This is a genomic window from Halobacterium jilantaiense, from assembly GCF_900110535.1.
Taxonomy (GTDB): domain Archaea; phylum Halobacteriota; class Halobacteria; order Halobacteriales; family Halobacteriaceae; genus Halobacterium; species Halobacterium jilantaiense.
Map to the genome: position 1 here is coordinate 1,354,758 of NZ_FOJA01000001.1, position 14,431 is coordinate 1,369,188.

Below are 14,431 nucleotides of genomic sequence, written 5' to 3' on the forward strand. Positions count from 1 at the left end.
GAGCGGAGTCAGGCGTCGGACTCGTCGTCGCTGGCGTCGCCGTCGGTCGCAGTTGGTTCGGGTGGCTGGACGACGAGCCGGTCGATGCGGGCGTCGGTGACGGCGTCGACGCGCAGCAGAACGCCGTCGTGTTCGAGTTCGTCGCCGACTTCGGGGACGCGGCCGAGCCGGCTGAAGACGAAGCCGCCGATGGTCTCGACGTCGTCGCTCTCGAAGTCGGTGTCGAGGCGGTCGTTGACGGCCTGAACGGGAACGCCGCCGTCAACGAGGTACGTGCCGTCCTCGCGGGCGTCGATAGACGGCTGCTGGCCGTCGGTGTCGAACTCGTCTTGGATGTCGCCGACAATCTCCTCGAGGACGTCCTCGATGGTGAGCACGCCCTCGAAGACGCCCCACTCGTCGATGACGACGGCGAGTTGACTGCCCTCCTGGGCCTGGAAGTCAGCGAGGATGGAGTCGACGCGACGGGTCTCGGGGACGGCCAGCGCCTCGCGTGCGAGGTCGCGAGCAGTCACTGCCTCGCCGCGGTCGGGCTCCGTCTCGGTGGCGTGCAGGACGTCCTTGGCGTGGACGAAGCCGACCGGCTGCTCGCCGTCGTCGTCAAGGACGAGGTAGCGCGTGTACGCGCCGCCGGCGACGATGCCGCGGAGTTCCGGCAGCCCCATGGACGCGGGGACAGTGGCGACGTCCGGTCGCGGCACCATGATTTCGCGGGCAATCGTGTCCCCGAGCTCGAAGACGCTCTCGATCATCTCGACTTCGTCGAGGTCGATTTCGCCGGTCTCCTCCGAGCGCGTGAGAATCATCCGAATCTCCTCCTCGGTGTGGGTCTCCTCGCTCTCTGAGGCGGGGGAGACGCCTGCGAGGCGCGTGAAGTAGTTCGCAGTGCCGTTGAACACGACGAGACCGGGCCGGAACACGAAGTAGAAGACCTTCATCAGGGGCGCGACGACGAGCGCGACCTTCACGGCCTCCTGGATGGCGAACGTCTTCGGTGCGAGCTCCCCGAAGACGACGTGGAGGAACGTGATAGTGCCGAACCCGACGGCGAACGCGACGAGGTGGACGAGCGTCGCGGGCAGCACCTGGCCGAGCACGGGGTCGATGAGCGCGGCGACCGCGGGCTCGCCCACCCACCCGAGGCCGAGCGAGGACAGCGTGATACCGAGCTGGCTCACCGCGAGGTAGCTGTCGAGGTTCTCGACGGCGTCCTGGACGGCCTTTGCGCCGGGTTTCCCGCGCTCGACGAGCGCGTTCACCTGCGTCGGCCGTACCTTCACGAACGCGAACTCGGCGGCGACGAACACGCCATTCATCACCACCAGAAACAGCGCGAGCAGCACGCCACCGACGTCGAGCAGTTCGACCATACGGGTGCTTGGGCAGTCACTGTCTTGTAGGAGGTGGTCGGCGAACGGCAGACGGAGAACGGGCCACGGTGAGGGGAGCCATCGCTGCGCGAGTAGCTATCAGAGAAGCGCCGTCGTGAGACTGCGTCTCACGGGCCGTGAATTTCGGAGAAATTCACGCCGTCGGAGGGCTACGCCCCCCGGGCCGTCAGAAGTATTCTGACGCCGCCACCAGGGCTCGAACGTCGGAAGACGGTCCTGCTCGCTCCGCTGCGCGGGCTGCGGCTTCCGGGCTCGAGCCCTTCCGGCGCTACAACTGGACTCATCGCAGAGCCGACGCTCTGCGAGTGAGTGTCTGAGAAGCGCCGCCACCAGGGCTCGAACCTGGGACAACGTGGGTAACAACCACGTGCTCTACCAACTGAGCTATGGCGGCTTGCAATCCAGCGTAGCCGCGGCGTTTTGAAATGGCTTTCGTTTCGCAAGCAGGCCCGGGCATCGACACGGCTTAGGTCCGCACCCGAAAACGAGGGGGCATGAGCGACTTCGAGGCGGTCGTCGCGGGCGTCCGGGAGCGCGTGGACCCGACGCCCGAGGAGCGGCGGGCGCTCGCCGCGACCGCCGGCCGGCTGGCCGACCGCGCGCGGGCGGCCATCGCCGACCTGCCCGTCGAAGCGGACGTCCTCCAGGTCGGGAGTACCGCCCGGGGGACGTGGGTGGCGGGCGACCGCGACATCGACCTGTTCGTCCGGTTTCCGGCAGACCTCCCACGAGAGGACCTCGAAGCCCACGGGCTGACCGTCGGAGCGGCGGTGCTGCCCGACGGCCACGAGGAGTACGCCGAACACCCCTACGTGAAAGGCGAGTTCGAGGGCTACGACGTGGACCTGGTGCCGTGCTACCGGCTGGACGCGGCCACCGACATCCAGTCGGCAGTCGACCGGACGCCGTTCCACAACGACTACCTCCTCGGTCGGCTGGACGACGACCTCGCCGGGGACGTGCGGCTGTTCAAGCAGTTCCTCAAGGGCATCGGCGTCTACGGCAGCGACCTCCGCACGCAGGGGTTCTCGGGCTACCTCGCGGAGCTACTCGTCGTCGAGTACGGCGGCTTCCGGGCGACACTAGAGGCGGCGCGAGACTGGCACCCGACGGTCGTTCTCGACCCCGAGGACCACCAGGCGGCGGACTTCGACGACCCACTGGTGGTCGTGGACCCGACGGACCCGGAGCGGAACGTCGCAGCCGTCGTCTCCGAGACGAACATCGCCGTGCTCCAGCACCACGCCCGCGAGTTCCTCGACAACCCCAGCGAGGACGCCTTCGAGCCGGACGACCCGGAGCCGCTCGACGAGGACGACGTCCAGTCCCACCTCGACCGCCGGGGGACGACGCCGCTGGCGGTCGTCTTCGACGCGCCGGACCTCGTCGACGACCAGCTCTACCCGCAGCTCTACCGGTCCCGGGACGGCCTCGCCAGGGGGCTCCGCGAGTACGGTTTCGAGGTGGTCCGAACGGCGACCTGGGCCGACGACCGCGCCGTCCTGTTCGCGGAACTCTCGGTCGCCGAACTCCCCGCCGTCGAGCGCCACGAGGGCCCGCCGGTCCACGTCGCGGACCACGCCCGGGGCTTCTACGAGAAGTACGCCGACGACGAGGACGTCTACGGCCCCTTCGTCGACGACGGCCGGTACGTCGTGGAGCGCGAGCGCGACATCAGGACCGCCCGCGAGTTCGCCGACGAACACCTCCACGAGGTCGCGCTCGGCGCGCACGTCGCGTCGCTCGTCGACGCCGGTGACTACGACGTGCTGGTCGGCGAGAGCGTCACAGGGCTCGCAGGAGCGTTCGGAACCGAACTGGCCGCTTACTTCGACCCGAGCGCCTGACTGGCGGCCCGGGCGTCCTCGAAGACGTCCTGAACGGCCGCGTCGACGCCGTCGTCCGGCTCCGCGGGCGTGCGCCCGTCGAACGTCTCGTGGACCATGCCGACGCCGTCCGAGAGCGCGTCGAGGCTGTACCCACCTTCGAGGATGAACGCCAGCGGCGCGCCGACGGCGTCGGCCACTCCGCGGACGCGGTCGGCGAGCAGCCCGTAGCCCTCCGTGGAGAGGTGGAGCCGCGAAATCGGGTCGTGGCGGTGCGCGTCGAAGCCCGCGCTCACGAGGAAGATGTCGGGGTCGAACTCCGCGACGGCCGGCGCAATCAGGTCGTCGACGGCGGCCGCGTAGTCGGCGTCGCCCGCACCCGCCGGGAACGGGAGATTCAGCGTCGCGCCCTCGCCGTCGCCCTCGCCCGTCTCGTCGATAGCGCCCGTACCCGGGTAGAGGCCGTCCTCGTGGATTGACGCGTAGAAGACGTCGCCGCGGTCGTAGAAGATGTCCTGGATGCCGTTGCCGTGGTGGACGTCCCAGTCGAAGATGGCGACCCGGTCGAGGTCGTGCTCGTCGAGCGCGTACTGGGCGGCGACGGCCGCGTTGTTCACGAAACAGAACCCCATCGCGTCGTCCTCGACGGCGTGGTGGCCGGGCGGCCGGCCCAGCGAGAACGGCGTGTCGCGACCGCTCGCGCCGTTCATCGCGGCGCGAACCGCGTCCATCGCGAGCCCCGCGCTCGCCAGCGCGGCCGACCACGTCGCCTCCGTCGCGACGGTGTCAGGGTCCCAGTTCCCACCGCCGCGCTCGCAGAACTGCCGGACCTCCTCGACGTAGCCGTCCTCGTGGACGGCAGCCACGTCGGCGGCGTCGGCGGGCGCGGCTCCCTCGTAGGTGACGCCGTGGCGCTTCTGGAGCCCGCGTTTGATGGCGCGCAGGCGGTCCGGGCTCTCCGGGTGGCGCGGCCCCGGGTCGTGGTCGAGACACGTCTCGCTGAATCCGAATCTCATCCCACGAGCTCGAAGTACGTGCTGACGTCCTCGGCCTGAACGGTGCGACGGTCGGCGTGCTCCGCGAGCAGCGCGGCCCCCTCGGAAGCCTCGGAGGCGTAGTCCTCGAGGATGTCCGCGAGCGCGACGCGGGCGTCTTTCGACACCCGGAAGCGGTCGTCGACGTCCAGGCGCGCGATTCGGTCGACGGGCGCGACCGGCAGGTCGAGGTCCCCGCCGTCCGGCACGGACGTCACGCCGAAGTCCTCGGCCATCAGTGTCTTCCGCCCGTCGGCGTCCGCGATGGCCGCCGCGTCCACGGCCAGGGCGGCCCCGTGGCGCTGGATGCGGCGCGCCAGTTCCTCGGCCGCGTCAGCGCTCACCCGCAGGTCACCCGCGTGCCGCCGGATGATGGCGTCCACCGGCGCGAACGGGAGTTCGACGCTCATGCGTCAATGCGTGGCGCTCGCACGCTTAACTGTTTCCGTTACTCCAGCCAACTGGCCACTACGCGCTGCGCGGCGGCCCACCCAGAGACGGTCGCCGCTACTGGAATTCGGGGCGTCCGGAGGGGACAATGCGAGAATCAGGGGTGGCCCGCGACTACCGCAGTTCGTCGGCCTGCAGGCGGCCGTCCTGCAGCGACCCGCGCACCGTCACTTCCTGCCCGAGCGTCACGTCGGCGTCCGTGTCGACGCTCATCGTCTCTTCGCCGTCGTCCAGAATCACGGGGTCCTGGGCCTGTACGACGACGCCCGTGAACTCGACGTCCTCCGCGTCGCCGGGGCGCTGACCGTTGGTCTTCGCCGCGCCGTCGTCGGCGGAGCGCGCGTCCTCCGCGTCGTCGCTGTCGTCGTCGCCCGCGAACGCGCCGAGGCCCTGACTGGCGTCGTCGCCGCCAGACTGGTCGGTCGCGCCCTCGGCGAGCTGGATGACCGACGCCTGCCAGCCGGCCGACGCCTCGATGTCGTCCTGCCAGCCGTCCTGAATCTCCACGTCGACGAACGCCACCTCGTCGCCGGGTCCGATGTCGAGGTCGGCCTTGTCGCCCCACATCGCCACCCGGATGTCACCGGTGTCGTCCTGCACGCGCACGTTCCGCACCTGGCCCTCACTGCCGTCGTCCCGGTCGAACGTGCGCTTGGGGTCGGCGGAACGCACGACGCCCGCGATGTCCGCCACGTCGTCGAGTTCGAGGTCCTCGATGGGCGTGCTGTCGGGCTCGAAGGCCACGTCCGCGTCGACGGGGTCGACCGCGCCCCGGTCGCCGACGTGGAGTTCGAGGCTGCCGTCGCGCTCGCGGACGTAGCCGTCCACGACCTCCACGACCTCGCCCGGGTCGAGGTCGAGGGCGGTCTCGGCCTGCTCGTCCCAGAGCGTCACGCGGACGCGGCCCGTCTCGTCCCCGAGGACCAGATTCGAGACCTTTCCCTCGCTGCCGTCGTCCCGGTCGAACGTGCGAACGGCCTCCGTCGACAGCACCTCGCCGACGAGGTTCACGTCCGAGATGCCCAGCGAGAGGTCCGCGACCGCGTACTCGTCCTGCACCTGGACGTCGACCTCCTCGTCGTCGTCGACCTCCAGCTGGTCGACGCTCACCTCCACGCCGTTGTAGCCGTCTTTGGGCCGGCCCTTGACGCGTAGCACCTGACCGACCTCCAGTTCGTCGCTGGCCGCCTCCGCCTGCTCGTCCCACAGCGAGACGCGGACGCTGCCCGTCTCGTCGGCGACCTCGACGTTCACCACGCGACCCTCCGGCTGCTCGTCGTCGTCGCGCTCGAACGTCCGCACGTCGCCGACGCTCGTCACCTTCGCGATGAACTTCACCTCGTCCATCTCGGGCTCGATGTCGGCGATGCCGTTGACCTCGCCGTCGTCGACCTCGTGGGCGATGAGCATGGCTGCCGTCTCCTCGTCGGCCAGCCCGCCCATCTGTTCGACCTTCGACTCGACGGCCTCCCGGAACTCTTCGAGGGAGACGTCGTCGGTGTCGAGGTCCTCGTAGATGTCCTCGATAGCCCCCATAATCGTAGTCAGGCCAAGGTGACCGCCGACATAAGCGTTTTCGGTGTCGGTACGCCCCCGCTCGCGTCGCCCGGTTTGCTCACGTCGAGTGTGGCTCCCGCCCCCGTTTGAACGTTCGGCCGACCAGTGGCTCCGAGCCGGTGTCGAGACCGCGTCGTTCCGGTCAGAGGTCGACGGACGCGACTTCGTTCCGCTCGCCCCGGGCCTCGTGGACGACGACGACGCGCTCGGGCAGTCCGCCGACCGGGGTCACGGAGGCGCTGTACGACACGTCGGTGAGACACTGCACGCACTGTTCGACGCCCTCGCGCTCGACGCTCGCGACCACCACCCGGAGTTCGCCGTCGTCGACGGTGGCGTCGTCGAGTTCGACAGTCTGACACCCGCTCGCGACGGTCACCGTCCCCCGAACCGCGACCGCCGCGTCTTCGGTACGCACGGTCGCCGAGTCGCTGCCCTCCCCGCAGTTCGCGTCCCCGACTGTGAACGACGACTCCGAGACGCCGGCACCATCGGCCGTCCCGTCGTCACTCCACGCGGGCAGGCGAGCACACCCGGCTGTCGCCGTCACCGCCCCGGACGCCACGGCCGCGAGCATGGTGCGTCGACGCATACCAACCACTTCGACGCGAACCGTGAAAGAGCTTGGCACCGGACCCGCCAATCGTAACCGCTTTACGTAATCCGGGGATACTGGAGAGTGAGTCCGGATAGGGTAGTGGACTATCCTCTTGGCTTGCGGAGCCAGGGACCGGCGTTCAAATCGCCGTCCGGACGTTTCCTCTGCGAACTACGCCCGAGAGCGACGCCCGTGTCGCTCTTAGTGTATCGCTGTGTCAACGTCGAGGCGAGTTGAGCGAGCGAGACGAACGCCAGTGAGTCTCGCTACCGTTCAAATCGCCGTCCGGGCGTTTCCTCACTGCGTTCGTCACGACCGGCCGAGCCCGTGCTCGCTTCGCTCGCACGGACGCCGTCCGGGCGTTACTTATCCCGCTGCCACGACCGCGAGCGACCGCCGTGTCGCTCGCGTCGTGCAGGGAGTGATTCCGTCAGGTGATTCGAGCAGGAGAGCCGCAGCGCCGAGTGTCGGCTCTCGACTTCGGTGGACGAGGGGCTTTTGCGCGCGCCGCCGCAAGCGCACTCATGGATGCGGCGCTGCGCGCGGGAATCGCGATTCACAACGCCGGCCACCACCACGCCGCCCACGACGCCTGGGAGGACGAGTGGCTGGCGCTCGACGACGGCTCGGACGAGCGACTGCTCCACGGCCTCGTCCAGTTCACGGCGGCGGTCCACCACGCACGGAACCGGAACTGGACGGGCGCGGTCGGGCTCTGTGAGAGCGCGCGCGAGTACCTCGCTGACCTCCCGGCGGACTACCGCGGCGTGAACGTCGGGGCGGTTCGGGGGTACCTCGGACGCCTCGGCGACGACCCCGAGCGCGTCGAACGGGAGCCGGTGCTGGCGCTCACGCTGGACGGCGACGAACTGGCGCTGGCGGACCTCGACGCCCCCGCCGCGGTCGAGGCGGCGGTGGTGCTCGCGGCCCACCACGGCTACGACGACGCGGCGTTCGAGGCTGCCGCCGAGTACGCCCGGGACGGGCTGGCCGACGGCGAGTACAACGAGTTCGCGGCGCTGCTCTGTGACTTCGCGGCGGGCGACGCCCAGCGCGCGCTCGTCGCGACGCGGCTCGGCCAGCACGTCCAGCGCCGCCAGCGCCGCGAGGACGACGTGGCGGGCCTGTTCGACGAGAGCTAGAGGAGTTCGGCGTACGCGATGTAGGCCGCGACGAGCAGGCACGCGAGGCCGAGGGCGCGCACGAACCACGCCGCCCACGCGCCGAACGGGTCGCCATCACTGCCGTACTCGCCGCTGCGCCGCCGGCGCTGAGTGGGGCCGACGAACACCGACAACAGCAGCATCGACCGGGGTTTCGCGAGCAGGGCGACGCCCAGCAGGACGCCGAGACCGACCGCGAGGAGTTCGCGGACGCCAGCCATCTACGAGCGCAGGCGCTGGATGCGCTTCTCCATCGGCGGGTGCGTGGAGACGAGCTTCGTCAGGAGGCTCGTGCTCTCGCCGAAGATGCAGAGCGCGGAGACGTTCTCGTCGACGCGGGACTCCTGGCCGCGCTGGTGGCCCTGAGAAATCTTCTCCAGGGCGCGGGCGAGCGGTTCGCCGGTGCCGATGGCTTCCCGGGCGTCCGAGTCCGCGACGTACTCGCGGTAGCGGCTGATGGCGAGCACGAACAGCATCACGAAGAACTGCACGAGGTTGCCGACCACGATACCGAGGAAGAGGTCTGCGAGGTCGTTGTCGCCCGTGAACATCACGATGTACTGGGCGACGATGCCGACGACGGACGCGATGCCCTGTCCGATGACCATCGTCACCACGTCGCGGTTGGCGATATGCGCGAGTTCGTGGGCGAGCACGCCGTCGAGTTCCTGGTTGTCCAGAATCTGGATGAGTTCCTCGGAGACGACGACGGTCCCGTTTCCTTTCCGGCCGACGGCGAAGGCGTTCGGGACGCCCATCCGAGCGACCTTGAGCGTGGGCTTCTCGATGCCCATGTCGCGGGAGAGCGCTTCGACGCGCTGGTGGATGCGGGAGTACTGCTGCGGGTCCATGTCCTGAGCGCCGACGCTCCGGAGCGCGGCCCACTTCCCGACCTTGTACTGGACGCCGACCAGCAGGATGCTGCCGACGATGGCGATGCCGAGAATCGTCTGGCTCTGCCCGAAGAAGAACCACGCGGCAGCCACCGCTACCGAGTAGAACGCGAAGAGGATGGCACCGACGAGCGCCATCCGTAGCTTGAGTCCGGTGTGTCTCATGTAGCCGGTACTTACGCGTCGTCACTTATAAATCCACTCGCGATGCTGCCAGGAATTCGCACGGCCACGACGGGACACGTGTCGGCGGCCTCGTGGGCGAGTTCAGGCGACGTGGTCGCCATCGTTCCACTCCGCGGGGGTGTCGACGGAGCCGTAACCGCTAGCGGCGAGTGAAAAATGCGTAGTTAGTCGCCAAATAGGGCGTTCTTCACACGCCGAAGGATGCCAGACTCTCCGGAGGGATTCTGGGTCGGTGGGCACTCGTGGTTCAATTGGCGTCGGTGGCGGAGGCAGAAATCCTGGCCACACCCATCACACTCGAACCGTGCGTCTCTTCCGCACTTGACGCAATCTGGGAGGTCGACAGCTGGAGCGTCTTGCTCCTCGCGCCCCTCATCAGTAACTGAAGCCTGCTTCCCGTGGCTTACTGGGGTGCAGTCGTGTGCGGCTGACTCTCGGTGCTCCTCACAGTAGGGGTCGCCGCATTCACCACAGTTCGCCCGGGCCGCCCGGTCGCACTCGGAGCAGGTCATTCCCGGTCCAGTTGTGGCTCCATTCTTCCTGGACGGAGCCCCTTTGTCCGACTCACTCGTGGGAGAATTACGCTGAATCTGCGTCTGGCGGCGATTCTTCCGGACAGAGAGGTCCTCCTTGAACCAGCCCTCACCGTTCTTCGAAAGCAGCGCCTCACAACGGTGGTCCTCGGGTAGTCTGTGATTGGAACAGAACGTTCCACCACACTCGTTGCAGGTGTAGGAGATTTTGTCGTCGCCTGCGCAGAGTTCGCAGTCCCCCATCAGGACTTCGGTGACGCGCTGTTGTAATAATTCCTACGTATACGATGATTTGAGGTCTCTCAGCTTCAGAGAGCCAAGGTGGGCTTCCAGAAGGAACGCTTCGGGCAGTAAACTGCTACCGAGAGAGGAATCGTCTTCCAGTTATTCGACCTGCTCGTCGCCGTCCCACTCCGCGGAGTTGTCCGCGGGGTCGTAGCCGAGCGCTTCTTTCGCGCGCTCCAGACTGTAGTACTTGCGGTCGTTGTCAGAGATACCGTAGACGATTTCGTAGCCGTAGTCCGCAGAGAGACAGCGGTCGAAGAGGTGCGCGCAGTCCCGGTAGGACAGCCACATCGCCTGCCCGCGCTCGTAGTCGATGGGTGGGTGACCCTCGGTGAGATTGCCGATGCGGACGGCGGCGAAGGAGAGGTCGTGTTCGTCGTGGTAGTACCGGCCGAGGGTCTCGCCGGCGGCCTTCGAGACGCCGTAGAGGTTGCCGGGGCGCGGGAGTTCCGTGCCGTCCAATTGGAAGTCGTCGTCGCTGCGGTAGAGGTCGGGTTTGCGCTCGGTCTCGTAGTGGCCGACGGCGTGGTTCGAGGACGCGAACACGAACCGGTCGACGCCCGCGTCGACGGCGGCGTCGAGAATCGTCTGCGTGCCGTCGATGTTGTTCCGGAGGACGCTGTCCCAGGGCGCTTCCGGCCGGGGGTCGCCGGCGAGGTGAATCACCGCGCCGCAGCCGTCCACGGCCGCCCGGATGGCGTCCTCGTCGGTGACGTCCGCGACGACGAACTCGTGGTCGGACTCGCCCGTCGGGGGCTCGCGGTCGAGGAGCCGCCAGTCGTAGTCCTCACCGATGCCGCCGAGGATGGCCTGACCGACGCGTCCGGAAGCGCCCGTGAGGAGGACCGGGTCGTCCATTCGATTGGGTCTCCGCCCGACTGGGCTATCAATGGTGCGGTTCGTCGCGTGTAGTCAGCGAGCCAGCCAACGGGGGTGGACGCGACGAGTGACGGAGCGGTCGTCTCGCCGGCGGCGGCCGTCTGTGGTCGTCGGCCGTGGGACGGCGACAGTGCTTAGTCCGGGCCGGCCCCAGCCGACGTATGGCGAGTGACGCCCAGCAGGCGTGTTTCGAGGCGGGCATCAAGTTCGGGGCGCTCTACCACCAGTTCGCGGGGACGCCCGTGAGCCCGGCGAGCGCGCCGAGTCTGGAGACGGCCATCGAGGAGTCCATCGAGAACCAGCCGTTCTGCGAAGGGGTGGCCGTCGACATCCTCACCGACCGGCTGGACGTCGAGCACGGCTACACGGAGCTGACGGGCGAGTACATGGAGGTCGAGATGCGCATCGACTACGAGGGCACCGAGGTGGTCGCGGAGATGGCGATGCAGGACGGCTACCCGCTGATGGAGCTCGCGAGCGTCGAGTGAGGCGTGTTCACGTCCGCCTCGGGGCGTGCTTTTAAACCAGTCCCGGTCGAATCGGGTGACATGAGTCAGTCATCCATGGACGACGACGAACTGTTCGGCGAGGCGGCCGAGGAGATGCGCGCCGACGTCGAGGAACACCTCGACGCCGCTCGCGCGGAACTCCCCGAGTCCGACGCCATCTGGGACGTGGACGCCGACAACACGCTCGGCGTGCTGAACGCGCTCCGGTCGGCGCTCGACATCGACGACGTCGAAGCCCACGTCCGTGACGCGAAGAAGGCCTTCGTGATGGGTGAGCGCGCCGACGCCTTCGAGGACGCGGACGACCTCGAAGCGGACCTGGCGGCCGTCGAGGACGTGCTCGCGGACCTGGAGACGGCGCGCGAGCAGGTCGGCGAACTGGCGTCGACGGTGCCGGAGCTTCGCTCGGCGCTCGACGACGCCCACGACGGCGAGTAAGCCCGGCCAGCGCCGCTCGCCCCGATTGCTCGGCGCGGCCAGCCGCGCAGTACGCACAGGCTACCGCGGTTTTCGGGCCGCAACAGCTCCCGGCGCGGCCGCTCCCGTCCGCTACTATTCTGCTGTTAAACGGCGATATCGACGCCCTAGGGCACTGAATTCGGCGAAACTGTCCTGCCAGCTTATCCGGCTCACCGTCGTGACCTGTGCCACACGCCCATGGCAGCCAACAGACGGGTGAGCGGTCATCTGGGGACGGAACAGACTGCAGACGGACGCACCGCACCGGAGCCGGCCCCGAACGGGGTCGTAGGCCCGTGAACGAACACGACGACGAGAGCGACGGAATACGAGTCCCGGAGGCGCTCGACGGCCGCGAACTGCTCGTCGCGTCGAACCGCGAACCGTACACGCACAGCTACGACGACGACGGAGACGTGACCGTTTCCCGGCCCGCCGGCGGTCTCACCGCCGCGCTCGACCCGATTATGCAGGTGCTCTCGGGGACGTGGGTAGCGTGGGGCAGCGGGGACGCCGACTTCGACGTCGCAGACGACGAGGGGCGCGTCGGAGTGCCGCCCGACGACCCCGCGTACACGGTGCGGCGGCTCCACCTCACCGACCGCCAGCTCTCGGGGTACTACTACGGCTTCAGCAACCAGGTGCTGTGGCCGCTGTGCCACGGCATGCCGACGCGAGCGACCTTCGACGACGAGTTCTGGGACTTCTACACCGAGGTCAACGAGACGTTCGCCGACGCGCTCGTCGACTCCGCCGAGACCGACGACCCCGTGGTCTGGTTCCAGGATTACCATCTGGCGCACGCGCCGCGGCACGTCCGCGAGGAGCTACCGGACGCGTTCCTGACGCAGTTCTGGCACGTGCCGTGGCCGTCCTGGGGGACGTTCCGGTCGTGCCCCCAGCACCGCGAGCTACTCACGGGACTGCTCGCGAACGACGTCCTGGGGTTCCACGACGAGACGTACTGCCAGTCGTTCTTCGAGTGCGTCGAAGCGGCGTTCGACGACGTGCGCGTCGACAGGGACGCCGGCGAAGTGGCGTACGGCGGGCACACGACGCGCGTGCAGAGCCAGCCGCTGGGCATCGACGCGGACGCTCACGCCGGCCTCGCAGCGACCGAGGCGGCGGAGTCGTTCTGGGCGTCGTTCGGCGAGCGCACCGACCTCGGCGACCAGGTCGCGGTCGGCGTCGACCGCCTCGACTACACGAAAGGCATCCTCCAGCGTCTGGACGCTCTGGAGTACCTCTGGGCGCACAGCCCCGAGCGCCGGGGGACGCTGACGTACGTCCAGAAGGGCAGCGAGTCCCGCTCGCGCATCGACGAGTACCGTGAACTCCAGGCGGACGTGGAGCGGCGCGTCGAGGAGATCAACGACCGGTTCGGCACCGACGACTGGACGCCCGTCGTGTACGACGCCAGCTACTACGCCCGCGAGGAGCTGGCGGCGCTCTACCGGCACGCGGACGTGGCGCTCGTCAGCCCGCTCCGGGACGGCATGAACCTCGTCGCGAAGGAGTACGTCGCCGCCCAGCTGGGCGACGACGGCGTCCTCGTGCTCTCGGAGTTCGCGGGGGCCGTGGAGTCGCTCGGCGAGGAGGCGCTGGTCGTGAACCCGAACGACACGGCGGCGTTCGCGACGGCCATCGAGGCGGCGCTGTCGATGCCCGAGCGCACGCGCCGCCGCCGGATGCGGGCGCTCCGGCGGCAGGTCCACGGCGAGGACACGGACGCCTGGATCGACCGGCAGTTCGAGGGCGTCAGAGACGACCGGAGCAGCGAGGACGGTGACGGGAAAGCGCCGCGCTGGCAGTCCACGCCGGTCTCCGTCTGGGGCCGCAAGCAGTGGCTCCGCGAGCGATTGCAGGCCGCCGACGGCCTGTTCGTGATGACGGACTTCGACGGCACGGTCGCGGACATCGTCGACGACCCGGAGGACGCCGCGATGCGGGAGCGCGCCCGGGAAGCCCTCGAAGGCGTCACCGCCCACCCGCGAGGGAAGGTCGCGGTCGTGAGCGGCCGCGCCGTCGAGGACGTCCGGGAGCGCGCCGGTGTCGACGGTGCGTACTACGCCGGCAACCACGGCCTCGAACTGGACGACGGCGACGAGGTGTCCGTTCACTCGGGTGCCCGCGGGGCCCGGCAGTGTCTGCCCGAGGTCTGCGAGGCCGTCGAGCAGGCGTTCGCGCACGACGACGTCGTCGTCGAGGACAAGGGCGTCACCGCGACGGTCCACTACCGGCAGGCGGACGTGGACGGCGACCGCGCACGGGCCGTCGTGGAGTCCATCGTCACCGACCACGACCCCGAGCGCGCGCTCCGGCTGACGGCGGGCAAGCAGATCGTGGAGCTCCGGCCGGACGTCGACTGGGGGAAGGGGGCCTGTGTCGACCTGCTGCGGGAGCAGTACACGCCAGACGACGAGTCGTGGCTGACCGTCTACGTCGGCGACGACACCACCGACGAGGCCGCGTTCGAGGCGCTCGACGGGGACGGCGTGGCGGTGGCCGTCGGGTCGGACACGGACGCCACCGCGGCACCCTGCGTCGTCAGCGACCCGAGAGAGGTCACCGACCTGCTCGGCTGGCTCGCCGGCGAGGGGCTCACGAATCTGGAAGCGCCCCGCTGCGAGGACACCGTCGTCGAACTGAACTGACAGAGACGGTCAGC

The 14,431-nt window shown here is 68.9% G+C and carries 14 protein-coding genes and 2 tRNA genes; 6 read left to right on the forward strand and 10 right to left on the reverse strand.

The annotated features are described in order from the left end of the window. Nucleotides 1-8: 8 nt before the first annotated feature. Both BMW35_RS06945 and BMW35_RS06950 read right to left on the reverse strand, forming a co-directional pair. Nucleotides 9-1,370, reverse strand: a complete 1,362-nt coding sequence (locus BMW35_RS06945; protein WP_089668646.1) for a hemolysin family protein — start codon at nt 1,368-1,370, stop codon at nt 9-11. 342 nt (nt 1,371-1,712) lie between these two features. Then, nucleotides 1,713-1,785, reverse strand: a tRNA-Asn gene (locus tag BMW35_RS06950). 100 nt (nt 1,786-1,885) lie between these two features. Here BMW35_RS06950 and cca point away from each other — a divergent pair. Then, nucleotides 1,886-3,238 (forward strand): CCA tRNA nucleotidyltransferase, encoded by a 1,353-nt coding sequence (gene cca, locus BMW35_RS06955; protein ID WP_089668647.1) that lies wholly within the window; start codon nt 1,886-1,888, stop codon nt 3,236-3,238. Here the strand turns inward: cca and BMW35_RS06960 are convergent. The 4 genes from BMW35_RS06960 to BMW35_RS06975 form a co-directional block, all read right to left on the reverse strand. Next, nucleotides 3,217-4,233: a histone deacetylase family protein gene (locus BMW35_RS06960; protein ID WP_089668648.1), complete on the reverse strand. Its 1,017-nt coding sequence runs from the start codon at nt 4,231-4,233 to the stop codon at nt 3,217-3,219. The two genes, cca and BMW35_RS06960, sit on opposite strands and share 22 nt — an antisense overlap. Then, nucleotides 4,230-4,661, reverse strand: coding sequence for a histone family protein (locus BMW35_RS06965; protein ID WP_089668649.1), 432 nt, complete (start codon nt 4,659-4,661; stop codon nt 4,230-4,232). Before BMW35_RS06965 ends, BMW35_RS06960 begins: the two co-directional genes overlap by 4 nt. Before the next feature lie 154 nt (nt 4,662-4,815). Further along, complete coding sequence (locus tag BMW35_RS06970; RefSeq protein ID WP_089668650.1) at nt 4,816-6,237, reverse strand: single-stranded DNA binding protein; 1,422 nt, start codon at nt 6,235-6,237, stop codon at nt 4,816-4,818. Between the two features lie 163 nt (nt 6,238-6,400). Further along, a complete protein-coding gene (locus tag BMW35_RS06975; RefSeq protein ID WP_143052163.1) occupies nt 6,401-6,850 on the reverse strand; it encodes an immunoglobulin domain-containing protein in 450 nt (149 codons plus the stop codon). Nucleotides 6,851-6,941: 91 nt separating this feature from the next. On the opposite strand from BMW35_RS06975, the gene BMW35_RS06980 reads away from it, so the two are divergent. Continuing rightward, nucleotides 6,942-7,014, forward strand: a tRNA-Arg gene (locus tag BMW35_RS06980). Nucleotides 7,015-7,380: 366 nt separating this feature from the next. Beyond that, nucleotides 7,381-7,998, forward strand: a complete 618-nt coding sequence (locus tag BMW35_RS06985) for a DUF309 domain-containing protein (protein ID WP_089668652.1) — start codon at nt 7,381-7,383, stop codon at nt 7,996-7,998. On the opposite strand, the gene BMW35_RS06990 is transcribed toward BMW35_RS06985, so the two are convergent. From BMW35_RS06990 to azf, 4 genes are all read right to left on the reverse strand, one after another. After that, complete coding sequence (locus BMW35_RS06990; protein ID WP_089668653.1) at nt 7,995-8,240, reverse strand: hypothetical protein; 246 nt, start codon at nt 8,238-8,240, stop codon at nt 7,995-7,997. The two genes, BMW35_RS06985 and BMW35_RS06990, sit on opposite strands and share 4 nt — an antisense overlap. Then, the gene (locus BMW35_RS06995; protein WP_089668654.1) at nt 8,241-9,050 is read right to left on the reverse strand and encodes a M48 family metallopeptidase; all 810 of its coding nucleotides are present in this window, start codon (nt 9,048-9,050) and stop codon (nt 8,241-8,243) included. A gap of 212 nt (nt 9,051-9,262) precedes the next feature. Next, on the reverse strand, nt 9,263-9,874 hold the full coding sequence (locus BMW35_RS16035; protein WP_089668655.1) for an AN1-type zinc finger protein: 612 nt from the start codon (nt 9,872-9,874) through the stop codon (nt 9,263-9,265). A 141-nt stretch (nt 9,875-10,015) separates the two neighbouring features. Further along, nucleotides 10,016-10,774: an NAD-dependent glucose-6-phosphate dehydrogenase Azf gene (gene azf / locus BMW35_RS07005; protein WP_089668656.1), complete on the reverse strand. Its 759-nt coding sequence runs from the start codon at nt 10,772-10,774 to the stop codon at nt 10,016-10,018. Between the two features lie 182 nt (nt 10,775-10,956). Between azf and BMW35_RS07010 the strand changes: the two genes are divergently transcribed. From BMW35_RS07010 to otsB, 3 genes are all read left to right on the forward strand, one after another. Then, nucleotides 10,957-11,283, forward strand: a complete 327-nt coding sequence (locus BMW35_RS07010) for a dihydroneopterin aldolase family protein (protein WP_089668657.1) — start codon at nt 10,957-10,959, stop codon at nt 11,281-11,283. 60 nt (nt 11,284-11,343) lie between these two features. Next, nucleotides 11,344-11,742, forward strand: a complete 399-nt coding sequence (locus BMW35_RS07015; protein ID WP_089668658.1) for a DUF5790 family protein — start codon at nt 11,344-11,346, stop codon at nt 11,740-11,742. 317 nt (nt 11,743-12,059) lie between these two features. Next, nucleotides 12,060-14,417 (forward strand): trehalose-phosphatase, encoded by a 2,358-nt coding sequence (gene otsB, locus BMW35_RS15535; protein ID WP_177170791.1) that lies wholly within the window; start codon nt 12,060-12,062, stop codon nt 14,415-14,417. Nucleotides 14,418-14,431: the final 14 nt, after the last annotated feature.